The 24,605-nt window shown below is 48.5% G+C and carries 26 protein-coding genes; 5 read left to right on the top strand and 21 right to left on the bottom strand.

Features of this window, described 5'->3' with window-relative positions:
• Nucleotides 1-2 precede the first annotated feature (2 nt).
• Complete coding sequence (pdxR, locus tag HNQ47_RS04640; RefSeq protein WP_183328048.1) at nucleotides 3-1,397, bottom strand: MocR-like pyridoxine biosynthesis transcription factor PdxR; 1,395 nt, start codon at nucleotides 1,395-1,397, stop codon at nucleotides 3-5.
• A 114-nt stretch (nucleotides 1,398-1,511) separates the two neighbouring features.
• Between pdxR and pdxS the strand changes: the two genes are divergently transcribed.
• Both pdxS and pdxT read left to right on the top strand, forming a co-directional pair.
• On the top strand, nucleotides 1,512-2,387 hold the full coding sequence (gene pdxS / locus HNQ47_RS04645) for a pyridoxal 5'-phosphate synthase lyase subunit PdxS (protein ID WP_183328050.1): 876 nt from the start codon (nucleotides 1,512-1,514) through the stop codon (nucleotides 2,385-2,387).
• On the top strand, nucleotides 2,387-2,950 hold the full coding sequence (gene pdxT, locus HNQ47_RS04650; protein WP_183328052.1) for a pyridoxal 5'-phosphate synthase glutaminase subunit PdxT: 564 nt from the start codon (nucleotides 2,387-2,389) through the stop codon (nucleotides 2,948-2,950). Before pdxS ends, pdxT begins: the two co-directional genes overlap by 1 nt.
• 7 nt (nucleotides 2,951-2,957) lie before the next feature.
• On the opposite strand, the gene HNQ47_RS04655 is transcribed toward pdxT, so the two are convergent.
• The 8 genes from HNQ47_RS04655 to srtB are packed head-to-tail and all read right to left on the bottom strand — an operon-like array spanning nucleotide 2,958 to nucleotide 9,838.
• Entirely contained in the window at nucleotides 2,958-3,209 is a 252-nt protein-coding gene (locus HNQ47_RS04655) for a TM1266 family iron-only hydrogenase system putative regulator (RefSeq protein ID WP_183328054.1), read from the bottom strand.
• On the bottom strand, nucleotides 3,209-3,958 hold the full coding sequence (locus HNQ47_RS04660; RefSeq protein ID WP_183328055.1) for a metallophosphoesterase family protein: 750 nt from the start codon (nucleotides 3,956-3,958) through the stop codon (nucleotides 3,209-3,211). The genes HNQ47_RS04655 and HNQ47_RS04660 overlap by 1 nt, the downstream gene beginning before the upstream one ends.
• A 49-nt stretch (nucleotides 3,959-4,007) precedes the next feature.
• The gene (locus HNQ47_RS04665) at nucleotides 4,008-5,642 is read right to left on the bottom strand and encodes a DAK2 domain-containing protein (RefSeq protein WP_183328057.1); all 1,635 of its coding nucleotides are present in this window, start codon (nucleotides 5,640-5,642) and stop codon (nucleotides 4,008-4,010) included.
• Nucleotides 5,643-5,656: 14 nt separating this feature from the next.
• On the bottom strand, nucleotides 5,657-6,016 hold the full coding sequence (locus HNQ47_RS04670; RefSeq protein WP_183328059.1) for an Asp23/Gls24 family envelope stress response protein: 360 nt from the start codon (nucleotides 6,014-6,016) through the stop codon (nucleotides 5,657-5,659).
• A gap of 59 nt (nucleotides 6,017-6,075) precedes the next feature.
• Nucleotides 6,076-7,062: an FtsQ-type POTRA domain-containing protein gene (locus HNQ47_RS04675; protein WP_183328061.1), complete on the bottom strand. Its 987-nt coding sequence runs from the start codon at nucleotides 7,060-7,062 to the stop codon at nucleotides 6,076-6,078.
• Nucleotides 7,063-7,082: 20 nt separating this feature from the next.
• Entirely contained in the window at nucleotides 7,083-7,982 is a 900-nt protein-coding gene (gene murB, locus HNQ47_RS04680) for a UDP-N-acetylmuramate dehydrogenase (protein ID WP_183328063.1), read from the bottom strand.
• Between the two features lie 19 nt (nucleotides 7,983-8,001).
• The gene (murG, locus tag HNQ47_RS04685; protein WP_183328065.1) at nucleotides 8,002-9,087 is read right to left on the bottom strand and encodes an undecaprenyldiphospho-muramoylpentapeptide beta-N-acetylglucosaminyltransferase; all 1,086 of its coding nucleotides are present in this window, start codon (nucleotides 9,085-9,087) and stop codon (nucleotides 8,002-8,004) included.
• A gap of 10 nt (nucleotides 9,088-9,097) precedes the next feature.
• Entirely contained in the window at nucleotides 9,098-9,838 is a 741-nt protein-coding gene (srtB, locus tag HNQ47_RS04690; protein ID WP_183328067.1) for a class B sortase, read from the bottom strand.
• 91 nt (nucleotides 9,839-9,929) lie between these two features.
• Between srtB and HNQ47_RS04695 the strand changes: the two genes are divergently transcribed.
• Nucleotides 9,930-10,871 carry an HNH endonuclease gene (locus HNQ47_RS04695; RefSeq protein ID WP_183328069.1) on the top strand — a complete coding sequence of 314 codons (942 nt, stop codon included), beginning with the start codon at nucleotides 9,930-9,932 and terminating at the stop codon, nucleotides 10,869-10,871.
• A 17-nt stretch (nucleotides 10,872-10,888) separates the two neighbouring features.
• Here HNQ47_RS04695 and HNQ47_RS04700 read toward each other — a convergent pair whose 3' ends face one another.
• Nucleotides 10,889-11,353 (bottom strand): PTS sugar transporter subunit IIB, encoded by a 465-nt coding sequence (locus HNQ47_RS04700; RefSeq protein ID WP_183328071.1) that lies wholly within the window; start codon nucleotides 11,351-11,353, stop codon nucleotides 10,889-10,891.
• A gap of 102 nt (nucleotides 11,354-11,455) precedes the next feature.
• Here HNQ47_RS04700 and HNQ47_RS04705 point away from each other — a divergent pair, with 102 nt between their 5' ends.
• Nucleotides 11,456-12,721: a 2-hydroxyacyl-CoA dehydratase subunit D gene (locus HNQ47_RS04705; RefSeq protein ID WP_183328073.1), complete on the top strand. Its 1,266-nt coding sequence runs from the start codon at nucleotides 11,456-11,458 to the stop codon at nucleotides 12,719-12,721.
• Between the two features lies 1 nt (nucleotide 12,722).
• Nucleotides 12,723-14,351, top strand: coding sequence for an acyl-CoA dehydratase activase (locus tag HNQ47_RS04710; RefSeq protein WP_183328075.1), 1,629 nt, complete (start codon nucleotides 12,723-12,725; stop codon nucleotides 14,349-14,351).
• A gap of 34 nt (nucleotides 14,352-14,385) precedes the next feature.
• On the opposite strand, the gene HNQ47_RS04715 is transcribed toward HNQ47_RS04710, so the two are convergent.
• The 11 genes from HNQ47_RS04715 to thrC form a co-directional block, all read right to left on the bottom strand.
• Nucleotides 14,386-15,237, bottom strand: coding sequence for an aldose epimerase family protein (locus tag HNQ47_RS04715; protein WP_221248022.1), 852 nt, complete (start codon nucleotides 15,235-15,237; stop codon nucleotides 14,386-14,388).
• Nucleotides 15,237-16,091 (bottom strand): patatin-like phospholipase family protein, encoded by an 855-nt coding sequence (locus HNQ47_RS04720; protein ID WP_183328077.1) that lies wholly within the window; start codon nucleotides 16,089-16,091, stop codon nucleotides 15,237-15,239. The genes HNQ47_RS04715 and HNQ47_RS04720 overlap by 1 nt, the downstream gene beginning before the upstream one ends.
• Nucleotides 16,092-16,093: 2 nt before the next feature.
• Complete coding sequence (locus tag HNQ47_RS04725) at nucleotides 16,094-17,263, bottom strand: NAD(P)-dependent malic enzyme (protein WP_183328079.1); 1,170 nt, start codon at nucleotides 17,261-17,263, stop codon at nucleotides 16,094-16,096.
• Between the two features lie 58 nt (nucleotides 17,264-17,321).
• Entirely contained in the window at nucleotides 17,322-18,500 is a 1,179-nt protein-coding gene (gene pepT / locus HNQ47_RS04730) for a peptidase T (RefSeq protein ID WP_183328081.1), read from the bottom strand.
• A complete protein-coding gene (locus HNQ47_RS04735; RefSeq protein WP_183328083.1) occupies nucleotides 18,497-20,101 on the bottom strand; it encodes a putative manganese-dependent inorganic diphosphatase in 1,605 nt (534 codons plus the stop codon). Before HNQ47_RS04735 ends, pepT begins: the two co-directional genes overlap by 4 nt.
• A 105-nt stretch (nucleotides 20,102-20,206) precedes the next feature.
• Nucleotides 20,207-20,491: an HU family DNA-binding protein gene (locus HNQ47_RS04740; protein ID WP_183328085.1), complete on the bottom strand. Its 285-nt coding sequence runs from the start codon at nucleotides 20,489-20,491 to the stop codon at nucleotides 20,207-20,209.
• A gap of 41 nt (nucleotides 20,492-20,532) precedes the next feature.
• On the bottom strand, nucleotides 20,533-21,087 hold the full coding sequence (locus HNQ47_RS04745; RefSeq protein WP_183328087.1) for a Maf family protein: 555 nt from the start codon (nucleotides 21,085-21,087) through the stop codon (nucleotides 20,533-20,535).
• Nucleotides 21,084-21,773, bottom strand: coding sequence for a TIGR01906 family membrane protein (locus tag HNQ47_RS04750; protein ID WP_183328089.1), 690 nt, complete (start codon nucleotides 21,771-21,773; stop codon nucleotides 21,084-21,086). The genes HNQ47_RS04745 and HNQ47_RS04750 overlap by 4 nt, the downstream gene beginning before the upstream one ends.
• Nucleotides 21,773-22,204 (bottom strand): ACT domain-containing protein, encoded by a 432-nt coding sequence (locus HNQ47_RS04755; protein WP_183328091.1) that lies wholly within the window; start codon nucleotides 22,202-22,204, stop codon nucleotides 21,773-21,775. Before HNQ47_RS04755 ends, HNQ47_RS04750 begins: the two co-directional genes overlap by 1 nt.
• Nucleotides 22,197-23,063 (bottom strand): homoserine kinase, encoded by an 867-nt coding sequence (thrB, locus tag HNQ47_RS04760; RefSeq protein ID WP_183328093.1) that lies wholly within the window; start codon nucleotides 23,061-23,063, stop codon nucleotides 22,197-22,199. Before thrB ends, HNQ47_RS04755 begins: the two co-directional genes overlap by 8 nt.
• A complete protein-coding gene (gene thrC, locus HNQ47_RS04765) occupies nucleotides 23,056-24,528 on the bottom strand; it encodes a threonine synthase (RefSeq protein WP_183328095.1) in 1,473 nt (490 codons plus the stop codon). The genes thrB and thrC overlap by 8 nt, the downstream gene beginning before the upstream one ends.
• Between the last annotated feature and the right edge of the window lie 77 nt (nucleotides 24,529-24,605).

The following is a 24,605-nucleotide window of genomic DNA, read 5'->3' on the forward strand; positions in this document are numbered from 1 at the left end:
TTTCATGCCATGATCTGCCATAAAACCAATAAAGCTGCACTCGCTTTTTCGGCATCCACCGAAGCATAGTTAAGCACGAACGTATGGACAGCTTCCGGCGGAACCGGGCCTGTATAGTAATCCGCTAAAGCAGAAATACGAATGCCCTGTTTTGCCGCCTGTTCACAAATTATCCGATCATCTCGATTGGTTTTCACTTTTATTAAAAAATGCAGGCCGGCTTCCTGCCGTAAAATTGTCACATTTTTCGCAAACGGCCCCGCCGCAATGGCATGGATGATCGCATCGCGCTGACGGCGGTAATCGTTGCGCATCCGCGTGATATGCCGCTCAAAATATCCTTTATTGATAAAAGCGGCTAAAGTATATTGTTCAAAATTAGAAACCGTGCAAGTATAAAAATCTAACGTATCATAAAACTGTCTGACCAATGGGCGCGGCAGGACCATGTAGCTGATGCGGATCGTGGATGAAAGCGTCTTTGTAAATGTATTCATATAAATGACTTTTTCCTGGACGTCCATGCTCTGCAAGGTCGGGATCGGCCGGCCTTTCATTCGGAACTCACTGTCATAGTCATCTTCAATAATGTAGCGGGAATCGCTTTTGGCTGCCCATCCTAACAATTCATACCGACGGGCAACCGGCATGACGATCCCGGTCGGAAAATGATGAGAAGGTGAAATGTGGACGACTTGCGCATCAGTTTTTTCCAACTGATCGACCCGGATCCCTGATTCATCCATGGGAATATGACGGCAAGTCACATGATAAGCTTGATAAACTTGTTCGATCTTTCGATAGCCAGGATCCTCGATCGCATAACTTCGATCCAGTCCCAGCAGCTGAACCAGCAGACCGTATAGATATTCTGTTCCGGCACCGATGATGATCTGCTCTGGTTCGGCCTTAAGGCCATGAAACTGCCATAAATGATCTGCGATCGCCTGCCGCAGGATCAAACTGCCGCCGGCCGGTGAATTGGACATCAGTTCACTTTGGTGCTCGGATAACTGCTGCCGCATGAAATGAGACCAGATAGAAAACGGAAAATTTTCGGACCGTGTCCGGCTCGTCACGAAATCAACGCTGTATTCTGCCGGCACGGAAACTTCATAAGTCTTCGATGGCTTTATTGGTTCAGGAACCTGCCGGCTGACATCGCAGACAAAGTATCCTTTCTTCGGCTTTGAAAAAATATACCCTTCGGTCTGCAGCTGGTTGTATGCATTTTCGATCGTGATGGTGCTGACACCTAGATTTTTCGCAAATCCTCGTTTTGACGGCAGTTTCTCTCCGGCTTTTAGTTTGCCTTGGAGAATATCGTTTCGAATACATTTATATAAGTAGTCATACAGCGGATCTGACCCTTTTTCAACAAATGAATATGTCAGCATGTTTTCTTCACCTCTTCCATCTGACCATATAAAATTGTTTCAAAATGAATATTTTCATATGTTCAGATTCAATTATAATAAAACCTGTATAAAAAGTAAACGGAGGTTTTAGAAATGGAAGAAAATCGATATGAATTAAACAAGAACCTGGCACAGATGTTAAAAGGCGGCGTGATCATGGATGTCACCACGCCGGAGCAGGCAAAAATTGCCGAAACTGCCGGTGCCTGCGCCGTGATGGCACTCGAACGCATCCCTGCCGATATCCGGGCAGCCGGAGGCGTCTCCCGAATGAGCGATCCAAAGATGATCAAAGGCATCCAGAATGCGGTTTCCATTCCGGTCATGGCCAAATGCCGGATCGGCCATTTTGTCGAAGCACAAGTCCTGGAAGCCATCGATATCGACTACATCGATGAAAGTGAAGTACTCTCTCCGGCAGATGATATCTATCATATTGATAAAACAAAATTTAAAGTTCCTTTTGTTTGTGGAGCGCGCAATTTAGGCGAAGCCCTGCGCCGGATCGCCGAAGGAGCCGCCATGATCCGGACCAAAGGCGAACCAGGTACCGGTGATGTCATTCAAGCCGTGCATCATATGCGTCAGATGAATAAAGAAATTTCCCAGCTGGTCAGTCTGCGGGAAGACGAAGTCTTTGAAGCAGCCAAACAGCTGCAAGTTCCTTATGACTTGGCGCTCTATGTTCATGAGCATGGCAAGCTGCCGGTGGTCAATTTTGCGGCCGGCGGCATCGCTACACCGGCAGATGCCGCATTGATGATGCAGCTGGGCGCGGAAGGCGTCTTCGTCGGTTCCGGGATCTTTAAATCCGGCAATCCGGCCAAACGGGCTGAAGCGATCGTACAAGCCGTGACCAATTATACGGATGCGGCCAAGATCGCAGCTTTGTCAGAAGATCTGGGTGAAGCTATGGTCGGCATCAACGAAGAAGAGATCAAGATCTTGATGGCTGAAAGAGGCCAGTAATGAAGGCTGCTGTCTTAGCGGTCCAAGGCGATTTTATTGAACACGAAAACATGCTCCGACGCCTTGGCGTTGAAACCATGGAGATCCGACAGTCGGCCGATCTTTCTGAACCATTTGATGCTTTGGTCCTGCCGGGCGGCGAAAGTACGGTGCAAGGTAAGCTGCTCAACGAGCTGGATCTGATGAAGCCGCTGCACGATAAGATCGCAGCCGGTCTGCCGACGTTGGCAACGTGCGCAGGATTAATTCTTCTGGCTGAGCACATTGAAAACGATGGGTCCTATTTGGGAACGCTGCCGGTCACCGTACGCCGCAATGCCTATGGCAGACAACTGGGCAGTTTTTATACGGAATCCCAATGGCAGGGAATCGGCAAGATTCCCATGACATTTATCCGTGCGCCGTTCATCACCGCAGCCGATCCAACCATCGTGCGGGCAACGGTCGACGATCATATCGTCGGTGTGACCTACCGAAATCAAATAGCATTGTCGTTTCATCCCGAACTCAATGATGATCTTCGCATTTATGAACAGTTTATAAAAATGGCGGATCGTAACTGATCCGCCTTTAATGTACCACTTTGGAATAAGCCGTCTTGACGCTGATCCCGGCCAGCCGGCCGATCTTGCCGGATAAAGCAGAGATTTCATCCTGCGGTGCATCCATCGCAATAGAAATAATATGAATATTTTGTTCCCGGTACGGAATTCCCATTCGGCCGATAATATACGGACCGTATTCATGAAGCAGGTTATTCAGCTGATCCACCGATTCCGTGTTCTCCACGATGATCCCCATTACTGCTATTCGTTTTTCCATCATTCCTCCTCCGGCAGACGCTCGATCCAACGATCGACATCATCATATCTGATCACTTGATCATATAAACAGATGCTTGGGCGCTTCCCTTTTAAATAGACACAATCTCTATGATAATGCCCATGGAACCAATATTTGTAATCGAGGCGCTTTTCGATGCAGTCCAGCACCTGACGGATATCGCAGTAACCGGCGCCGTAAGGTGCCATGGAAACCGAATGGCTCCGTGACATCGGATCGCGCAGATAAACATCATGAGTGATCACACCGTCGACCTTCCATCCGACCCGATCCAGATTTGCGAATGCATTTTCGACATCCGCTTTCGTAGCCATCTCGCCGCGCCACCAGCTGATATGCTCGATACGAAACATCAGATCATGCGAAAACGCTCCGCCGAACGTGAAAAAGCGTCTGCCGTCAATATCAAAGACTTCGCCGCGCTGTAAATGCACGATATTCGATCGAATGCGATGCACACGGCCGCCGTGCCAGTCCGCGGTCGGAAACTGCTCGAGCAGCTCAAAATTCTCATGATTGCCGTCCACAAAACACGTGGTCCACGGCAGCGACTCGAGCCAGTCCAGCCAAAACGAGTCACCGGAGCCGCCGTCCCAGATACAGCCGAAATCCCCGCATATGATCAGATAATCCTGATCGGTCATCGTTTTCCCGGCCGCAAAGCGGTCATCCGGATTGATTTTCGCAATATCAATTTCCCGATGTGTATCTCCTGTAATGTAAATCATAAAACACCTCTGATAAAAAAACTTGGCAGACGAATCTGCCAAGTCCGTATTATTCTACACCGATAATGAATGAATAAACTGGCTGCTGGCCTGAAACGACATTGACTTCCGCATCACTGTTTTCTTCAATATAATCCGAAATTTCCTCTGCCTGTTCCTTTGTCGCATCGGTTCCATAAATCAACGTGACCAGCTCACTGTCCTCATCAAGCATTTTATCAGCCAAATGTTTGGTGGCAGACATCATATCCGGCTCTGCGACCTCGATGGCTTTGCCGAAAATTCCCATATATTCGCCTTTTTTAATTTCCATTCCTTCATACGTTGTATCTTTGATCGCATAGGTAACTTCACCGGATTTTACCGACTCCAATCCATTGTTCATTTCCGTCAGATTGTCTTCCGGTTCTACATCCGGGTTGAACATCACACAAGCCGTCAGGCCCTGCGGAATGGTCTTGGACGGCAAGACCTGCACATCCTTATCTTCGCAGACCTGCGCTGCCTGTGATGCCGCTAAGATGATATTTGAATTGTTCGGCAAAATAAAGATATGATCGGCCGGCAGATCGTTGATCGCGGAAACGAAATCCTCCGTGCTCGGATTCATGGTCTGACCGCCGCTGATCACAATATCTGCGCGCAGGTCCTTGAACATCTTTTCAATACCTGGGCCTGGTGCTACGGTAATGATGCCGTATTTTTTATGTTCTGCCGGTACTTCGGCTTTTTCTTCCTGTTCTTTTTCCAGGATGTTGTCGTGCTGCTGCTGCATATTTTCGACCTTGATCTTCATAAAACGGCCGCGGCGGCGTCCCATCTTCAAAGCCGTATACGGCTCTAACGTATGGACATGCACTTTGACCAGATCTTCATCCTGAACGCAGACCAGTGAATTACCGATCGATGCCAGTTCGTCCCGGAAATCGCTTTCGGAGAAATTCTTGCGGCCGGTTTCGCTTAGCTGCAGGATGAATTCGGTACAGAAACCATACTCTTCTTCCTGAGATTCGACTTTTGTCTGCGCTGCTTCCGAAGCTTTTTCGGTTTCTTCTTTAACAATGGCTTTGCCCTGCATAGCTGCAAGGAAACCTTCCAAAATTGTGCATAAACCTTTTCCGCCGCTGTCGACCACGCCGACCTCAGCTAAAACCGGCAATAATTCTGGTGTTCGTTCCAACGATTCGTTGGCTTCGGTCACCATTTTCTGCATCACTGCCGTGCAGTCGGTCACTTCCTCAGTCACTGTATACGCATAAGTATAATCAGCCGCTTCCCGGACGACGGTCAGGATCGTTCCTTCCACCGGCCGCATAACAGCTTTATATGCCACACGGGATCCATTGACAAATGCATAGGCCAGCTGCATGGCATCCATTTCTTTGACCTCTTTCAATGACTGATAAAATCCGCGGAAGATCTGTGAAGTGATCACACCTGAATTTCCGCGGGCGCCCATCAGCAATCCTCTGGACAAAGTTTTGCAAATTTTCCCAATTTCGTCTGCATCTTCTTCCAATGCAGCATTGACACCGTTGGATACGGTCAGATACATATTCGTTCCCGTATCACCGTCCGGCACCGGAAACACATTCAGTGAGTCGATCTCACTGGAGTGGTTCCCCAAATTGTTCATTCCGGAGGCCAGCATCTCTTTAAACATCTTTGCATCGATCTTCTTCATACTTCAAAAGCCCCCTATTTCGATAAACGTACACCCTGCACAGTGATGTTGACGTTCAGGCAATGGATCTCCAATGTTTTTTCGATCACATACTTCACGCGCTTCTGCGCTTCCTGAACCACTTCCTGCAGACGAATGCCCTGCATGGCGATAATGTACAAATCTAAAATAATTCCATCATCCTGCTGACGTACGACTACGCCTTTGGAATAGTTTTCTCTCTTCAGCAATTCAGCCCAGCCGTCACGAACCATTTTCTGACTGGCCATACCGATCACACCGTAACATTCGGTGATCGTTCCGCCGGCTAAACTGGCAATGGCATCCAATGAAATGGAAATCGTGCCATATTCTGTCGATTTATTAATAGGCATACTCCGAACCTCCTGACAACATTTTTTATATTATACCGCATCAATAACGCTAAAACAAACTATTCAGTCACCGGCTCCAGCTGCTGGGTTTCCTCATTCCAGTAATACTGCGTACCGTCCGAATCCATATACAAACCCGTCGACTCACTATACTGCAGACCGGTTGATTCATCATAGGTCCAATCCGAAGTCGTATCCGTCGTCTGTGTTTCGTCTGTGACGGCCGAATCGGTTGTCTGGGTCTCATCCGTTGATGTTGTATCCGTTGATTCCGTGCTGCTGTCGCTTGACGAATCATCGCTGGACGAATCATCCGAACTGCTTTTCTTGGAACTGCTGCTGCTCTTTTTCTTGCTTGATAGCTCGCTGCAGTCGACCTTATCAATTGCTGAGTTTTCTTCATCCAGCAGCAGGCAGACCGACTCGCCCTGCAGTTTTGTCAGCATTGCTTGATAGTTGGCCATCATCGCCAATCCAGAGATACTGGAATAAACCACATTCCCATCGACCATGGTCATCTTGACCATATTTGAGTCAAAGGATGTTTTATAGGGCTGGATCTCCGCGATCTTTTCGATCACCTTGCGATTCAGATCTTTATTCTTTTTAAACACCTTGCAGATTTCCGAACGTTGCGAGGCACTCAGTCCGCTCAGCAGCGGAAAATGGATGATCGTCTTCTCATATTCCGCAGGCACTTCGATGGATTCGTTATCTGTCGTCAGCATATATTTTTTTCCTTTGCGGATATAGTAACCAACCACCGTTTTTTCTTTGATATGGATCGTCAGCTTCTGTCCGCTTCGTTCAATGTCAACTGATTTTACCAGCGGCATATCATAGATGCGGTTCTCCAACAAATGTGTCGGCGTTAAATAAAGCCGCGTCTTGGTACTGACACCGGCAAGATCATACACCTGGGCATCGGTCAGATAATAATTTCCTTCACAGGAAAGCACATGTACTTGAGAATCGAACGAGAAATAATAGACGAACAACGTAACCAGGACCATGACCAAAACACTTAAACGGCGTACGGAAGCCATACTGCGTTTTTTTCTTTTTCTTACCAATGCAGCTGCTCCACTTCCGTGATCAAATCAATGTCATATGTGTTTTTGGCTTTTTCCTTGATCAATGCGATCAAATTCCGGACATCTGCTGCCGTTGCTTCGTTATTCTCGTTGACGATAAAATTACAATGTTTCTCAGAAACCTGTGCGCCGCCGATGCGGAAACCGCGCAGACCCAAATTCTCGACCAATTTCCACGCCGGTATTTGTTCCGGGTTGCGGAACACACTGCCTGCGCAAGGTTTATCCAGCGGCTGCGCTGCCATACGGCGCTGCCGTCGTGAGTCCATCAGATCCCGGATCTCATCACGGTCAGCCGGCTGCAGCTGCAGCCGGGCAGCGAGGATCGTCCAGTCTTTGTGCTTTTGAAAAATCGAATGACGGTAAGCCAGTTCCAATTCTGATTTATCCATCCAGACAATTTGATTGTCCCGCATCACGAAAACATCTTTGATGATCTCCGCCATGTTTGACTTATAAGCGCCGGCGTTCATATAAACCGCCCCGCCGATCGAGCCGGGGATCCCGCTGGCAAATTCCAGCCCGGACAACGAATGTTTCATCGCTTCAGCAGCGAGATTGACGACCGAACATCCAGCCTGAGCGACCAGGATACCGCTGGGTTCGATGTAAGCTTCGTTTAAAGTTCGATCCAAATTGATGATCGCACCATGAAAGTCTTCATCGTCGCACAGCACATTGGAACCACGTCCCATCACAAAATATGGAATGTGATTTTCATTTAATATATTGACAACACATAACAAAGATGTGCAGTTTTTCGGATATATAAAATAATCCACCGTTCCGCCGATATGGAACGTGGTATGTTTTTTCATGGATTCATGTTCTTTGACACGTGCATACGTCTCTAAACGTTCTAAAACCGACATAAATCTCCCCTACCTGTTTTTATTTCGATGCATTTACCAATTGATTACATAAATCGATCATATCATACGCCGCATGCGGCTTGCCCAGCCGCTTCGCATTTTTCATCGTCAGCTGACGCTCTGTTTCATCCAGAAACAAAGCATCGATCTGTTCACGCAGCGTCTTTGCGTTCAGATCTTTCTCTTCGATCATCCGGGCCGCATGTGCCTGCACCAGGACACTGGCGTTGTAAAACTGATGATTGTTGGCGACATACGGGCTTGGGATCAAGATGGCCGGAATACCAAGTGCTGTTACTTCGGCGATCGTTGTTGCGCCCGCACGGCAGATGATGCCGCTGATCTTCTTATAGATCTTCAGCGTATCCACATACGGTGTCACAAAGATGTTGCCGGATCCGTCAAACAAATGCAGATCCTGGTCATTATCTTTACCGCATGCATACAAAAACTGCAGCGATCGGTCGGCGTCCGGCAGCGCTTCTTTCATCAGTTCATTGACACTGCTTGAACCCAGACTGCCCATCATCACTAAGATCGTCTTCTTATCCGGATCCAGTCCGAGCGAGCGGAAATAATCCGGATCAAATTTCGATTCCTGTGCAACCGTCGCCCGCGGATTGCCCAGCAGATGGATCTTATCCTGCGGAAATACTTCGGAGCATTTCTCGTAACAAGTGACGATCGCGTCTACCTGATTCATGACCAGCTGATTGGCTTTGCCGACAATCGAATTCTGCTCATGGATCATCGTCGGAACATGCAGCGAATGCGCGGCTAAGATCACCGGCGCACTGACGTACCCGCCGAAACCGATCACGATATCCGGCTTGAATGCTTTCAAGTAATCCTTTGCCTGCCGACGGGCGCGGACCATCTGCCCGACCGCCTTTGCTTTATCAAAGACATTACCGACCAGGCCGGATGTATGCAGTGCTTTGAAGGCATAACCGGCCTTGGGCACCACGTCCGATTCCATGCGGTCATCGTTGCCGATGAATAAAATATCTACACTCGGAAAAAGCGCACGGATCTTATCCGCCAAAGCCAAGGCCGGATAAATATGTCCGCCGGTTCCGCCTGTTACTATACAAACTTTATCCATTTTTATTCCTCTAATCTGTAATTTCAATTTCATTGACCGGTTCCAGCACACCCGTCAGGATATAACGCTGATTGCTGTTGAATCCATAATCCAGGTTGCATGTCGAAAGCGTCACGAAATGACCTGTCGTCGTATCTACTTCACGATAGAACGTAGCCTGATCCTGCATGGTCTGCAGGACAGAGTCCTGTTCTGTCCCGAACTGTGTCGTGTAGTATACGGAACCGTCCGTCGTTTTCGCAAAGACCATGATATTGACACGGTAATTGCCCTGCGGCGTTGACAGATAAAAATACGGATGTTTCTTGAAGAATGATTCATCCGCGAAATTCTTCAGATCCGTAAACATGCCGCCGCCGTCGACCGAGTGGCCGTAAATCAATGAGTTGTCGTTGCCGAACTGTGCATCGGCACCAGCATCCAGGAAGATCGCACCGCGCGGATTCTCTGATCCATCGGCAGAATGCGTCAAGTAATACGAATTGTCGCTGCCCTGCACGACCGGAAAAGAAATGCCGCAGTCCGGAACATAGATCCAGGCAATAATATTCTGATTTTCCTCTTGGAGCTTCTCCCAATCAGGGTCCAGATAGCTCTTCTTATTTTTACTCGTTAAAGCACTTTTTTTGTATTTTTCTGTTTCTTGTTCAATTTCTTTTTTATCGCTGTAAATCGTGTACAAATTGTATGCACTGTAGCCAAAAACACAAATGCACACGATCAATATGACTCTCTTTATCCACTTTTTCATGACTTCATTTTACTATAAAAACATATAGTCTGCCAGTCAAGTAAAAAATTTCTGTCTGTGCAAGCCTGTGTGTTTATATTAAAATAGAATTATGCATATCCATACCTTTAAACGGATCATCGAACTGATCAACGAAGAAAGTCTGGAAGTTTTTCACAAAGAACCGCTGGTGCATACGATTTATTTGGAAACGGGCATTCAGCCGACGATCATCGAACATGCCATGAACAACCTGGAAAAAGTTGGTCTGCTGCGCTGGCCGCACCGGCAGCCCAATATCCTGCCGGCTATCCTGATCTATGCCAAATGCGGACACGGAAGCCGTCTGGAAGCCCTGGCACTGTATGAAAGCCTGCTGCTGCATTTTCAGAATTTTCTGCACCCGCATCATTTACAGATCGAACGGCTGCCGGTCTTCTGGCAGCGTCTTCTTAATAACACAGTGCTGACCGAGGATCCGGAACTGCAAAAATTAATGGAGCAGATCTACGAAGAATCGAAGCATGCGATCATCAGCGACACGCTTTGTGTGCTTTATACAAAACGGATCATGGATTTTTCGGATCAAATCGAATATAAAAACCAAAACCGCAAAATGATTTCCTTTGAACATGCAGATTTTATTCTTGAACAGCTGCCCCAGCACGGCATTCCGGAAAATCGCGATCTCAGTAAAAACCTGCAGGTCTTTTATAAAGATACGCAGATGCATGAGTTTGCGAAAACGTGCCCGATCTGCGGCATCACGCTGCCGCGGATCCTGATTGCCAGTCATATCAAACCGTTCCGTGACTGCGCACATATTTATGAAGCCGCCACTCATGAAAATGGGCTGCTGCTCTGCCGCAATCATGACTATCTTTTTGATCAAGGTTATATCTCTTTTGAGGATGACGGCACATTAATGGTCAGTCCGCAATTACCGGACAGCCGCCGGGAAAGCTATTGTCTGCATTCAATTGATGCGCGCTATATGACGGCGCATCGCCGCCAGTTCATGGCTTATCATCGGCAGCATATTTATAAAAAATGAGCAGACGGTCAATCTGCTCATTTTAATTCTGAGATGGTTTCTTCTTCGTTCATCGGCGTGCGCTGCACTTTCAGATGAGCGCCCATCTCTTTCATCTGACGGAAGGCCTCCAGGTCTGCATCGTCAACTGCTACACTGACAGCCACCTGTCGTTTTCCGGCCTGCATATGCATATTGCCGATATTCATGACATCGCAGGTGATATGATTTTGAAGCAATGTCAAAGCGTCCTGGGCATCCTTGCAGAGGATCAGCGTCGTCTTCTGCGGATCCACGGCGCCGGCTGCATCACGAAGCGTGGTATAAACCGGTTTGATCGCTTTCGGAGCAGCCAGGTTCATCAAGCTTTGATGAAAAGCATCATTGGCGACTTCATCATCGGCAACGATCAAGGCATCTGCCTGCAGCGCCTGCATCCAAAGGGACGTGATCTGACCGTGAATGAGCCGACTGTCAATACGTATCATTTTCACGTTCGGCATAAGCTACCTCCTGTGTCTCTTTTTATTCTATCATAAATCCTGCAGAACAAATCATGCGATGTGTCTATTTTGAAATGAATAAAAATATGATAATTATATATTATGCCAAATTTAGAGAAAACAGTCAGCGACTATATGTACGACAAAACCTATAACGATCCCGATGTCGCCCGGAAACGCTTGCTTCAAGCCTATAAAGCGTATGCCTTCAAACTTCGATACTTTCCGGACAAGAACCTGCCAAAATCAAGACAGTATCTCGGCCGCATCAGCATGGATCATATCATCCGTGCGTACGATCACCCAGAGCAGTCTGCCCTGACCAGTTTGTTCATGCCGAATGAAATCAATAAAGCGTTCGGCCTGCACGATCTTTGTGCTGAGCAGTTTGCCGCTTATATCGGCGGAGCCTGGTCGACAAAAGCGTATGTGGAAATTGCTGAACGGGCCGGCATTGCCGAAACGTTCTGCTCCTATCATAAGATCCTGATGGGAGCAGCCGTCCAGGGCATTCTGCCGAAACCGAAAGTCATCGTCAATACATCCTTGGCCTGCGATGCCAACAACCTGAGCTTCCGCGCTATTTCCAATTTATATGGCGTCCCGCAGTATTATGTAGATGTACCATATACGCAAAGTCCGGCAGCGGTGGAATATGTTGCCGATCAGCTGCGTAAGCTCGTGCCGTGGCTGGAAGAACATACCGGCCGCAAATTTGATGAACAAGCATTCCATGAAGCTATTCTGAATTCTAAGCACACCATTGAAAATATGCAGGAAGTACTGCGGCTGAAAAAGGACCACTACCTGCCGACCACTTTGACATGTGAACTATACGAAACGTTGGCACTGCACGGCGGTCTGGGTTCCAAAGAATCCCTGCGGTATTCTGAAAAACTTCTGCATGATTATCGTCATGCGGAAGCAAGACCGGGCAAGCGTATATTATGGATGCATACGAATCCATTTGGTCAGAACTGTGTCAAAGAACTGTTCAATGAATCGGAAAAATACCAGTTGATCGCCGGCGATATTAACTTTGATTCACTGGTGGACATGGATCCGGATCATCCGTTTGAAAGCATGGCCCGCCGTCTGGTCTATGGCATCATCAACGGACCGGTCACCAACCGCATCAACGGCGTCAGAAAAACGGCCGATGCGCTCGATATCGACGGCATCATTTGTTTCTGCCACTGGGGCTGCAAAGAAACCTGCGGCGCCAGCTCGCTGATCAAGGAACAGCTGGAACAAGCCGGTTATCCGACCTTGATCTTAAACGGTGACGGCGTTGATCCAAGCAACCGCAACGACGGTCAGACCCAGACACGGGTCGAAGCATTCCTGGAAATGCTGGAAAGGGACTGACATGATTTATTATACGTGTAAATATGCACCGGTCGAAATGATGGCTGGGTTCGGGCAGACATGTGAACGGCTGGATCCCAATCCGGCGAATTTTGAATGCGCCGACAGCTGTGCGCACCAAAATTTATGCGGGTTTGCCAAAGCGGTCATCGAAGAGATCCATCAAAAAAAGATCAAAGAACTGATCATCACAGATTGCTGCGATTCCATGCGCCGCATCAATGATGTGCTGAAAAACAGCGGCTGGCTGGATTTCCTTTATTTTCTGCCGTTGCCGCATACCGGCGGTGAAAAGTTCTTTGCCAAAGAACTGGAAAACCTCTGTGAAGCCTACAGCGAATACAGCGGCATCCCCTTTGATCTTGACAAAGCGCTGGCAGCCTTTCAGCCGCCGCAGAAAGAACCGTCCGGTCCGTACATTCGGTTTACCGGCGCACACGGCGGCCACATGCTCAAGAAACGGGTCGAGGCAACCTTCCCCGGCATCCCGATCGTCGATGATACCTGCACCGGCAACCGGGCCATGGAACGAGTCGCCGATGCCGATAATTTCTTTGAAGATTATGCAGAAATCCTGCTGCATCAGAAAGCATGCATGCGGATGTGGAATGTCCGCAATCGGACCATGCTCCATCCGCCGATCGGCACGATTTATCATACGATTAAATTCTGTGATTATTACGGATTTGAATACATGAACATGAAAGAGGATACGAAAATGCCATTATTGAAGATCGAAACCGATACCACGCCGCAGAGCAGCGGCCAGATCAAGACCCGTTTGGATGCATTTGCGGAAACAGTTACAAACAATGTGGAAGATCTGCATGTCAATATCGACCGCGATCACTTCCTGGTCGCCGGCATTGACAGCGGTTCGACCAGTACAGATGTCATCATCATGAATGAAAAACAGGCCATTCTGGCCAGCACGATCGTTCCGACCGGCGCCGGCGCGACCCGCACGGCCCGTCAGGCATTGGACCTGGCGCTGAATTCTGCACATAAGACGATCGATGATATCGATCTCGTGGTAACGACTGGATACGGCCGCGAAAATATCGCCCCCAATACGATGTCGATCACCGAAATCACCTGCCATGCCAAAGGCGCACATTATTTGGATCCCAAAGCCAAGACCGTGATCGATATCGGCGGTCAGGATTCCAAGGTCATCCGCATCGATGAAGATGGCCGCGTTGAAAACTTTGTCATGAACGATAAATGTGCAGCGGGCACCGGCCGTTTCCTGGACATGCAGGCGCGGGCTTTGGAAATTTCCTTGAAAGAGATGAGCGCACTAGGACTCGAATGGAAAAAAGATGTTACCATTTCTAGTATGTGCACCGTCTTTGCGGAAAGCGAAGTCGTCTCTCTGGTTGCCGAGAACGTCGCAACACCGGATATCATCCATGGCCTGAATAAAGCCGTTGCCTCCAAGACTGCTACCTTAGTGACGCGGGTCAAAGGTGAACCGGAATACATCATGACCGGCGGCGTCGCCCAAAACAAAGGTGTGGTCACTTGTCTGGAGGAAAAATTGGGAGCCAAGATCTTTATCTCCAGTCAGGCACAGTCGTGCGGTGCGATCGGCGCAGCCCTGCTGGGTATTGAAGCAATCCAACGATAAAAAAATCAGCGAAAAATTTTCGCTGATTATTTTTTTATAAAATTTCTATCACGTAGCCAATGGACCACGACTGGTTCGGTTCCAGCAGTTGGGTGCCTTCCCGATGATAGAAATCCACATCGACATCATCATAATCGGCATGTCCCATCCACGGTTCAATACATAAGAAATCGGACGGTGTCGGATGCGTCCATAAGGCCAGATAACGGAACCCGTCAAAATGAACACGCAGGCGGGCCTCATCCTGATGGAAAAGGGTCACATATTTTGATTTCAGATTGTCGTAAACAATCGTCGCATATCGATAAATGTCCTGGCGGTCGACTTTCCATTCATGGAACGTACGATTTTCCCAATGGCTCGGGCCGTTTCCGAAAATACACTGCCGACAGTTTTCTTCCTGCGCAAACCGCAGTGTATACTCTTCGTATGTTTCGCCTTCCCGCTGCGGAACGCGGAACGCCGGATGCAGACCGAAGCTGAACGGCATCACTTCATCCCCGGTGTTCTTGATCATATAATCGATGTGCACCGCATTTCCGTCCAGCGTATATTTCATTTCATAATGAAAATCGAACGGGTACTGTGCTTTGGTCGTTTCATCGGCATCATAAGTAAAAATGATCGCATCATCCCTTTGATTTCCTTTTAAATCCAGGTAACGGATCAGACCATGATTTTTCATCGCATACGTCCGGCCGTTGATTTCATAGCTGCCGCTGTAGGTATTGCCGACCAGCGGGAACAATGTCGGATTGCGCCCAGACCATCCTTGATCTCCTTGATATAAAATTTCGGTATTGTTTTTCTTGTCGATCAAATGACTCATCTGACCGGCGCGCTCGATGCATTCTAATTTGAGCGCATCATTTTCTAATTGATACATTATTCTACCTCACAGAATTTCTTGATTTCATGGATCCGTTCATGCGTCTCATCATATCCCAGCTGGAACCATGGTCCGAGTTTTTTCGGATCGGTCGTATAACGCGTGACGCCTAAGTCTTTATGCGGGCGCAGCACGATCGCATTGCCCTTTGCTTCTAAATCGTTGACTTTGTCCCACTGTTCCTGGTAGCGGATGTGTCGATTGCGGAAATCTTCGACGATCCGGTCATCTTTATACACTTTCTTTGCCAGTTTCAGCTGCCATTCCGGTGCCGGCTTGCGCACATAGCCCAGTTCTTTGGTGGAGATGACAATATGCTTGCGGTTGCCCTGGCGGATGCTTTGATTGATGCTGATCATATCGACCAATCCGGCATCCATGACTTTGCGGCCGCGGAACTCATATGGATGCGCCAGCAGCAGCAGCGCACAGCTCGCTTTGACCAAAGTATGATCTTCATCCAAATAGGATTTATTATAATAGCGGACCTGGTGATCGGCTAAATCATACAGTCCGAAATCCATCTGTGTTTCACTGCGCATAAACCGATCCATATCCAGCGGGGCATTGGATTCAATAAAGTTTTCCGTCTCTTCCAGTCCATATAAACTGCCTTCCGTCAGCAGCGGGCGTAAGCCAAAGACACCTTTCTGACACGGTGCCTGAATGCCGGTCAGTTCCAGCCGGTGCATTTGACGGGAAACATACGGTACAAGGATCTCACAGCCGGCTGAGATCCCGACCGCATACGGCAGGTAGATCTTTTCTTCCAAAAGACACTTCAGCACACCGGCAGAATACGCTGCCTTGGTGCCGCCGCCTTCCACGACCAGTCCAATATCTTTCCGCATGGTTACTCCCACTTCCGGATCACACCGGTTTTACGTGCGGCGTCGGCAACCGCCTGCGCCACTACATCCGAAACACCCGGCTGCAGTGCAGATACAATGATATTTGTTTCATTCAATTCATCTTCCGGCACCATCGAAGCGATCGCATAAACGGCAGCGATCTGCATTTCATAATTGATGCAGGTAGCTTCTGCTTCCAAAGCGCCTTTGAAAATGCCCGGGAATGCCAGTAAGTTGTTGATTTGGTTGGCATGATCGCTGCGGCCGGTACCGACGATCCGAGCACCTGCCGCTGATGCTTCATCCGGCTCAATCTCCGGTACTGGATTGGCCATCGGGAAGACGATCGCATCTTGATTCATCGAAGCGATCATTGCTTGGGATACGATATGACCGGCGCTGACACCGACAAATACATCGGCGCCTTTCAGCGCATCAGCCAATGTACCGGTTTTATGCTCCGGATTCAGACGGTCGATCAAGTTTCTCTGGCCGCTGGTCAGATCCATATCCGGCGTCAAAATACCGGCACGGTCCACCAGGATCACTTGACCTAGTTCCATGCGCAGGATCAAATCTGCAATGGCGCAGCCGGCCGATCCGGCCCCGTTGATCACAATGGTCGGATTGGTTTTATGCACGACGCGCAGTGCATTCACCAGCGCACTGCACACGACAATGGCCGTGCCGTGCTGATCATCATGGAAGACCGGGATATTCATCCGTTCCTGCAGCCGTTTCTCGACTTCAAAACAGCGCGGAGCCGCAATATCCTCCAGATTGATGCCGCCGAAGCTTGGCTCCAGGCGGGCAATCGTATCGACCAGTTCATCGGTATCCTGCGTCGCCAGCGCGATCGGTACAGCGTCCAATCCTGCCATGGCTTTAAACAGTACGCATTTTCCCTCCATGACCGGCATGCCGGCTTCCGGGCCGATATTGCCTAATCCTAAAATGGCCGAGCCGTCAGTCACGACGGCAACGGTGTGTTTCCGGCCGGTATATACATAACTCATCTTCGGATCGTTTTTAATTGCCAGACAAGGGGCAGCGACCCCCGGCGTATATGCAACCGATAAATCATCTTTATTTTCTATTTTCATTTTTGGGACGGTTTCCAATTTTCCGTTCCACTCTTTATGCAGGCGTAAGGCCTCTTTCGAATAATCCATAATGACCTCCCATCTCTCCATATTTTACAAAATCTGCACTAAAAAGAAAAGAAGCCGCTCAGACTTCTTTCATGATTCTAAGGACAATGCGGACCAGTTTTTCCATCTCATCGACACTGGCGTATTCATAACGGCCGTGATGATTGTAGGAGCCGGTGCCTAAATTCGGACAGATCAGGCCTTTTTCCGTCAGCATCGCCCCGTCGGTGCCGCCGCGTACCGGCGGAGAGACCGGCTGAAGTCCTTCAGCCTGAATGGCCTTTTTCGCTCTTTCAACACTGGTCAGATCGCCGTTCATAAAACGAACCATATTGTGGTATTGATCATGCATCTCCAAGGTCAGCCGGCCGTCGTATTTTTCATTCATCTGCTGCACGATCGATGTCATGGTCTTTTTACGTTCATCAAATCTTTCTGTATCGTGATCACGGATGATATAGACCAACTGTGCTTGTTCACACGTTCCTTCGATTTTCAGCAGATGGTAAAAACCTTCAAATCCTTCGGTCGTCGCAGGTGTCTCATCCGCCGGCAGCTTGCCCGTAAATTCTGCAGCGAGCAGTCCGGCATTGACCATGATGCCTTTGGCATCCCCTGGATGAATGCTTTTTCCTTTGATCGTGATCACAGCCTGTGCGGCATTGAAATTCTCATACTCGACCGCATCGATGCGGTCCCCGTCCACTGTATAAGCATAGGCAGTCGGGAACTTCTTCAAATCAAAGTGATCGGTCCCCTCCCCGATTTCTTCATCGACCGTAAAGGCCAGGAAGATCGGACCATGCGGGGACTGTTCGTCGATCAGGCGGGATGCGGCTTCCATGATGACAGCGATGCCGGCTTTGTCATCGCCGCCTAACAAGGTATTTCCGTCGGTCGTGATCAAGGTCTCACCGATGTGACCTTCGATCTGCAGCGTTTCGGTTTCGTTCAGATGGATGATCCTGCCGTCATATTGTTCAATGATCTGCGGCTGAACATCGGCTCCGCTGATTTCGGTTGCGGTATCCATATGTGCCAGAAAGCCGATCGCCGGCTTTGTTTCATCGCCGTTGATCTTCGCATAGACGATGCCGCAGGGATCCATTTCAACTTCATCGCAGCCGATCGCACGGCATTCATCGGCCAGATAGGCACCAAGCTTTTTCTGTTTGGCAGTGCTTGGTGTAGTGTGGGTCGTTTCATCCGATTGGGTATCAAAACGGATGTAATTCAAAAATCGTTCTTTTACGCTCATACCAATGCCTGTGCCAGTCCTGGAACGATTTGTTTCTTACGGGAAACAAAACCGCGGTCGGCGAATTGATCGATCGACGATGCCAGCATTTTTGACAAACTGCCAACATATAAGAACCGGCTTCCCTTTCCTTCTACATTCGTGAAAACCATCAGCGTCAGATCATTGCGATGGTTCTTATTTTTTTCTTCTTCCTCCATGAATTTGAGGAAGTCATCATGGATCGTATCCACCACGTTCAAATCATACGTGAAGACCTGACTGATGGAAATCCGATAACCGCTCAGTACGTACTCTTTCACATCGTTGTATAAAATATCTTTGAACGCACGGCCTTCGATCGTCGCTGTATTCTGGAACAAATCATCGGCCATCGCCTGGGTATCCAGACCATATTCTTCTTCCAGACGTTTTTTCAGGTTCCGGTCAATATCGGTGCAGGTCGGCGAATGAAAATTCATCGTATCGCTGATGACGCCGTAGGCGACCAGACGGGCGACAGTATCGCTCATGCGGATGCCGGCTTCCCGGTACATCATTTCTACGATGGTGCACGTGCTGCCCACGGTCATATTGCGGAATACGATCGGGCGGTCGGTTTCGATATCACCGATGCGGTGATGATCGACGATTTCCACGATCTCTCCTTGTTCAATATCATCAATGCTTTGTTTCAGTTCATTATGATCCACCAGGATCAGTTTCTTTTTTTCCGATTTCAGCAAATTATAGCGGGCCACTGATCCGACCAGCTTGTCCTGGGAAACGACCGGATAACTGGAGTGTCTTGTCTTCAGCATTTCCCGCTCGACGTCTTCGACAAATTCCGTTTGATTGAATGTGATCAATTTATCTTTCGGCGTCATGATCAGACGGACCGGAATGGCCCGGTAGATCATCTGGATGATCTTCATCGTATTATATGGTGTGTTGATGAGCGTGACGCCCTCGGATTTTGCCATTTCAATGATATAGTCGGCCGGCACATAATTTTCGGCGATCACGATGACAGCGCAGCCGCGTCCCATACTTTTGATCATTTCATCTTCATGATCGCTCAGGACCATGATCGCGCCTTCCAGATCCCGTTCCATCAGGCGTTTGTCGCTGATGCGGACATAGCCGCTGCGTTCGTTGGTGCCTTCATAAAGGATCTTGCCTTTGACGACCTTGGCCAGATTCTCCAACGGTGTCTGCTTCAGAAGATCTTTGGTGATGTTTAGATCCTGCATCTGAACTTTGGAAATATCCCCCAGCGTGGCCATGCCGATGTATTTATCTTCATCGTCGATCACATATAAGGTCTTCACACTTTTTTCCATGCACAGATCCCAGGCTGAACGAATCGTCTCACCGTCGTGGATGGTGACGGCTTCGTCGATATCGATTTCCTGCAGCGTGCATTTTGCGGATGTTAAATAAAACGGCAGATCGAGATTTAATTTATTTAATATGAATTTGGTTTCCGGATTGGCATGACCCAGACGGGCAGCTACTGCATCGACCCCCAGACGCTGTTTTAACTCTGCCAAAGCCAGCGCGGAACAGATCGAATCAGTATCCGGATTTTTATGTCCAATCACATAAATCGGTAATGACATACTACTTACCTCCGTTAATTTTTATTATAACAGAAAGCCCTTTCTTCATCTCATATAATACACAAAAAAAACAGGTACATCATGTACCTGTTGTGTGCAGTTCTTTTACTTTACTGCATCTTTCAAAGCCTTGCTGGCTTTGAATTTTACGGCTTTGGTTGCCGGAATTTCAATTTTTTCTTTGGTTGCCGGGTTGATGCCGGTGCGGGCACTGCGCTCGGTAACGGTGAACTTACCGAATCCAAATACGTCAACGGTGCCGCCGTCTTTTAATGTTCCTGCAATCGTATCAAAGATCGTCTGCACATACTGAGTAGCGTCTTTTTTCGAGCAGCCGCTTTCATCTGCGAGCTTTTCAGCTAAATCTTTCTTATTTAAAATTTCTGACACAATAACATCCTCCTTTATAAGTATTCTAATTCTAGCACCCTTTATAACTTCATGCAAGGAGTTAATATTGGAATGATCCGCTCCATCGGCAGGCCGATCACATTCGTGACAGAACCATCGACCCACTCAGCAAAATCAGTATCTTGAATGGCATAAGAACCGGCTTTATCCAAACAAGTACCTTGGGCAATATAATTTTCGATATCAAAGTCAGAAAGTTCACGGAAGTGAACTTCGGTCGTTTCGGTAAAACTTTCCTGCTTTCCGCCGACCATGATGCATACGCCTGTCTTGACCAGATGGCTTTCATCACTCAAGGCATGCAGCACCTTCCTGGCTTCTTTGATGTCTTTCGGCTTGCCCAGACGGCGTCCTTCGAACCAGACGATCGTATCGGCTGCCAGAACGCAGCAATCCGGATACAGGTCATAGACATCTTGTGCCTTGCGGCAGGCGACTTTTGCCAGTGCGTCATCAACATCCAATGTCTCATCAAAAATTTCTTCGGTTTTTGACGGGACGACCTCAAAGGTAAATCCTGCTTGTTCCAGCAGTTCTTTACGCCGCGGTGATTGTGAAGCCAAGATCAGTTTCATTTTTCTTCCTCCCAAGCAATTGGTGCTTTTCTTCTCTGGTAGTAGATACAATAACCAAATAAGACCGCAAAAACGATCAGATCCGTGATGACAATACGTGTAACTAAAGCGTTAAAGACAAATTCCGGCAGCATGTCGATCATGAAATCGACTCCCGGCGTCAGGATCCAATAGTCGTTCTGCGGAAAAAAGACATAGTGAAAATGCACCCAGAAATCATTAAAATCGGTCGCCATCCAAATTCCCAGAAAGGCCATGATCGTCACAAAGCACAGTCCTGCCTGCAGGATCCCTCTTGACAGCCATTCGCGCCAATGATCTTTACGCAAATACAAAAATGCGCACAGCGCAAAGACAAGACAGCCATTCCCCAGTTTCAATACATTCTGATACAGATTTTTCACATCGACCATATGCAGACGTTCCCGTTTATCAAAAGCTTCCTGAGATCGACCATCTTTAGTGATCGTACAGTGAATGTCCTGCCGCTCATCTTCCAGATACGCAAGCAGCACTTCGATACAGCGGTTCAGATCCTGTTCGGATACATCAAGCTGTTCAGCCAGATGATTTTGTTTATACAAGGTTTCATAAAAAGACGGACGGAGCGCCCAAAATCGGATACTGCCGATCAATATCACGAGGATGATGCTCCATCCGAACAAAAACGAGATCAGTTTTTTCATTATTCGACCGCCACCAAATCGATCTTATCGACAATATCCAGCTCGTCCATCTTGCCGATCAACGATTCGATGCTGCCGTTCAATTCCGTGATATCCAACGTCAAAGACAATGTATGAATGCCGTTGATCGGAATGGTCTGATTGATCGCGAGCACGTTTGCGTTTTCATCAGCCACCAGATTCATCACCTGTGAAAGCGAACCGCTCGCGCTGCTGATGACCATTGTGATGACGGCCTTACGCGTTTGGGAATCATCAAACGTAAACACTGCATCCTTGTATTTATAGTAAGTGCCGCGTGAGATCCCCACTTGTTTTACGGCTTCGCTGATACGTCGGACTTTCCCCGACTGCAGCAAGGTCCGGGCTTCGATCACTTTCTCCAGAACATCCGGAAGGATGTCGGTTGATACTACATAAAACTTACTCATAAACTGCTGACGCTCCTTTGCGCGCGATCTGCACCGGCCTGCACGTTATGCCGAAACGGGTCTCCACTTCGTTTTTGATGTGATCAATTTCTGCTGCCGACATCGAGACTGCCAGCATCGTGCTGCCGGAACCGGAGATCCACATCGGTACGCCGGCCGCTGTACAAAGATCATGGACCGCATCAAATTCTTTTATTAATTTTTTGCGGTATGGCTGATGCAGATAGTCGACCGCATTCTCCAATAAGATATCCTGCCGGCCGGTCTGCAGCGCCTGAACGAACATCATCGCATGGGCGACCTGCTTGCTGGCTTGCTGATGCGGGATCGATGCCGGCAGCACTTTTCGCGCTTCCTTGGTACGCACCGGATAATCCGGCACCATGGCTAATCCTTTCCAATCAGCGCATGGCAGCACCGACGTATGCAGAGTGTCTCCCTGATTGCTGATGCAGAGATTGCCGTAAACTGCCGGTGCGGCATTGTCCGGATGACCTTCCATTTCGGTTGCCAGCCGTGTGATCGTTTCCCGGTCCAGCTGTGCATGATACCAGAGGTCAGCGGCATAAATGCCGGCGACCACACACGTGGCACTGGAACCCAGGCCGCGCTGGAACGGAATGGTCGTTTCCAGTTTGACGGATAAGGTCGGCATCGGTTTGCCTAAATACTCAGCCGCATGCCGAAAGGCACGGACGATCAAATTGTGTTCGTTACGATAGGCCGGCTCCACCCCTTCAATATGGAACGTATCGGATTCTTCAAATGTAAAGAGGCTCGACCAAGTCAGCGCCAGTCCCATGCAGTCAAAGCCCACACAGCAGTTGGCACTGGTGGCCGGCACGGTCACCTTAATCATGGAACAACGTCTCCATAGCGTTTTCAACGGACTGCTTCATCTCATTCACTTCGATCACATCTTTGTGCAGGATCGGCAGGGTCGGTAATTCTGCCAGTCCTTTCGGAACAGGATCGCTCCAGACTTTGTGCAGTTCGTTCATGGCCTGCAGTTGATCATCGGCCTTTTTGCCGATGGCATCGAGCACATCGACGCTGAATTTATAAGGTGAAGCCGTTGCCAACGAGACGACCGGCCGGTCCGCTTTTTCTGCAACTCGATAGCCGATCGCTGTATGTGGATCCAAAACGACGCCATCCTTTTCATATACTTCGCGAATGACGGCTTTGGTGCCTTCATCATCAACGTATCCGCAGTCAAACCGTTCGCGGATGCGTTCTAACATCGCCTGCGGAATAGTATATTTACCTTCTGTTTTCAGCTGTTCCATGCAGGAAGCGACAAATGCATTGTCTTTGCCGCTCATATAATACAGAAGACGTTCCAGGTTGCTGGAAATCAAAATATCCATGCTTGGGGAAATCGTCTGAATGAACGGACGATTGCGGTCATAGGTGCCTGTCGTCAAAAAATCAGTCAGCACATGGTTGGCATTGCTGGCGACATAGAACTTTTTGACCGGCAGACCCATCAAATATCCATAATAACCGGCCAGAACATCACCGAAATTACCGGTCGGCACGCTGAAGGAGATCGGATCACCGACAGTGATGACATTCTGTTTGACCAGCTGTTTATAGCTTTCAAAATAGTAGACGATCTGCGGCACTAAGCGGCCGATGTTGATACTGTTGGCACTGGTGAGCATGATCTTTTCTGCTTGTGCTTTTTGATTCAGTTCCGGATCCAGGAACAGCCGTTTGACTTGGCTTTGCGCATCATCAAAATTGCCTTTGACGGCATAAACTTTGACATTGCTGCCGCGCTGGGTCGCCATCTGACGATATTGGATCTGCGAAACTTTCTGATGCGGATAGTAGACTACGATACCGATATCGTCGACATCTCTAAATCCTTCCAGCGCAGCCTTGCCGGTATCGCCGCTGGTCGCTGTCAGGATCAGCGCCTTTTGGCCGGCGGAGCGCAAAGCGACACGCATCAGCTGCGGCAGCAGGGTCAGAGCAACATCCTTGAAGGCGGAAGTCGGTCCGTGGAATAGTTCGCAGACATAAATATCGCCTACTTTGCGCAGCGGCGTGATCTCTGGTGTATCGAAATTATCGGTGTATGCCGCATCGATACATTCTTTCAGTTCTGCTTCCGTATAATCCGGGAGCAGTCTGCTTAAAATATAGAGGGCGTTTTCTTTATAAGACTGGCGGCAGATCGTATTGAGATCAAGCTGGATCTGATCCAGATCCGGCCGTACATAGAGGCCTCCGCCTTTTGAAATCCCTTCCAAAATAGCTTGTTTACTACTGATTTTTCGTTCATTATTACGAGTCGATTCATAGTATGTAGGCATCGTAAATCCTCCTTGAAAAACTCTATACCTTATGATACAATGTGCACACTGTAAAAACAAGTGTTTTTTATCGGGGC

This window comes from Catenisphaera adipataccumulans, assembly GCF_014202755.1.
Lineage (GTDB): Bacteria > Bacillota_I > Bacilli_A > Erysipelotrichales > Erysipelotrichaceae > Catenisphaera > Catenisphaera adipataccumulans.

Bases quoted from the DNA above. Each gene is read 5' to 3' on its own strand.
- pdxT (WP_183328052.1), top strand. From the start codon at position 2,387: ATGAAGGCTGCTGTCTTAGCGGTCCAAGGCGATTTTATTGAACACGAA.
- HNQ47_RS04735 (WP_183328083.1), bottom strand. From the start codon at position 20,101: ATGTCATTACCGATTTATGTGATTGGACATAAAAATCCGGATACTGAT.
- murG (WP_183328065.1), bottom strand. From the start codon at position 9,087: ATGGATAAAGTTTGTATAGTAACAGGCGGAACCGGCGGACATATTTAT.
- pdxR (WP_183328048.1), bottom strand. From the start codon at position 1,397: ATGCTGACATATTCATTTGTTGAAAAAGGGTCAGATCCGCTGTATGAC.
- HNQ47_RS04700 (WP_183328071.1), bottom strand. From the start codon at position 11,353: ATGCCGAACGTGAAAATGATACGTATTGACAGTCGGCTCATTCACGGT.
- HNQ47_RS04670 (WP_183328059.1), bottom strand. From the start codon at position 6,016: ATGCCTATTAATAAATCGACAGAATATGGCACGATTTCCATTTCATTG.
- HNQ47_RS04675 (WP_183328061.1), bottom strand. From the start codon at position 7,062: ATGGCTTCCGTACGCCGTTTAAGTGTTTTGGTCATGGTCCTGGTTACG.
- HNQ47_RS04660 (WP_183328055.1), bottom strand. From the start codon at position 3,958: ATGATTTACATTACAGGAGATACACATCGGGAAATTGATATTGCGAAA.
- HNQ47_RS04755 (WP_183328091.1), bottom strand. From the start codon at position 22,204: ATGAGTAAGTTTTATGTAGTATCAACCGACATCCTTCCGGATGTTCTG.
- thrB (WP_183328093.1), bottom strand. From the start codon at position 23,063: ATGATTAAGGTGACCGTGCCGGCCACCAGTGCCAACTGCTGTGTGGGC.
- pdxS (WP_183328050.1), top strand. From the start codon at position 1,512: ATGGAAGAAAATCGATATGAATTAAACAAGAACCTGGCACAGATGTTA.
- HNQ47_RS04725 (WP_183328079.1), bottom strand. From the start codon at position 17,263: ATGGATTATTCGAAAGAGGCCTTACGCCTGCATAAAGAGTGGAACGGA.
- HNQ47_RS04745 (WP_183328087.1), bottom strand. From the start codon at position 21,087: ATGAAACTGATCTTGGCTTCACAATCACCGCGGCGTAAAGAACTGCTG.
- HNQ47_RS04705 (WP_183328073.1), top strand. From the start codon at position 11,456: ATGCCAAATTTAGAGAAAACAGTCAGCGACTATATGTACGACAAAACC.
- HNQ47_RS04655 (WP_183328054.1), bottom strand. From the start codon at position 3,209: ATGGAAAAACGAATAGCAGTAATGGGGATCATCGTGGAGAACACGGAA.
- pepT (WP_183328081.1), bottom strand. From the start codon at position 18,500: ATGAGCGTAAAAGAACGATTTTTGAATTACATCCGTTTTGATACCCAA.
- thrC (WP_183328095.1), bottom strand. From the start codon at position 24,528: ATGCCTACATACTATGAATCGACTCGTAATAATGAACGAAAAATCAGT.
- HNQ47_RS04750 (WP_183328089.1), bottom strand. From the start codon at position 21,773: ATGAAAAAACTGATCTCGTTTTTGTTCGGATGGAGCATCATCCTCGTG.
- murB (WP_183328063.1), bottom strand. From the start codon at position 7,982: ATGTCGGTTTTAGAACGTTTAGAGACGTATGCACGTGTCAAAGAACAT.
- HNQ47_RS04720 (WP_183328077.1), bottom strand. From the start codon at position 16,091: ATGCGGAAAGATATTGGACTGGTCGTGGAAGGCGGCGGCACCAAGGCA.
- HNQ47_RS04695 (WP_183328069.1), top strand. From the start codon at position 9,930: ATGCATATCCATACCTTTAAACGGATCATCGAACTGATCAACGAAGAA.
- HNQ47_RS04715 (WP_221248022.1), bottom strand. From the start codon at position 15,237: ATGTATCAATTAGAAAATGATGCGCTCAAATTAGAATGCATCGAGCGC.
- srtB (WP_183328067.1), bottom strand. From the start codon at position 9,838: ATGAAAAAGTGGATAAAGAGAGTCATATTGATCGTGTGCATTTGTGTT.
- HNQ47_RS04665 (WP_183328057.1), bottom strand. From the start codon at position 5,642: ATGAAGAAGATCGATGCAAAGATGTTTAAAGAGATGCTGGCCTCCGGA.
- HNQ47_RS04710 (WP_183328075.1), top strand. From the start codon at position 12,723: ATGATTTATTATACGTGTAAATATGCACCGGTCGAAATGATGGCTGGG.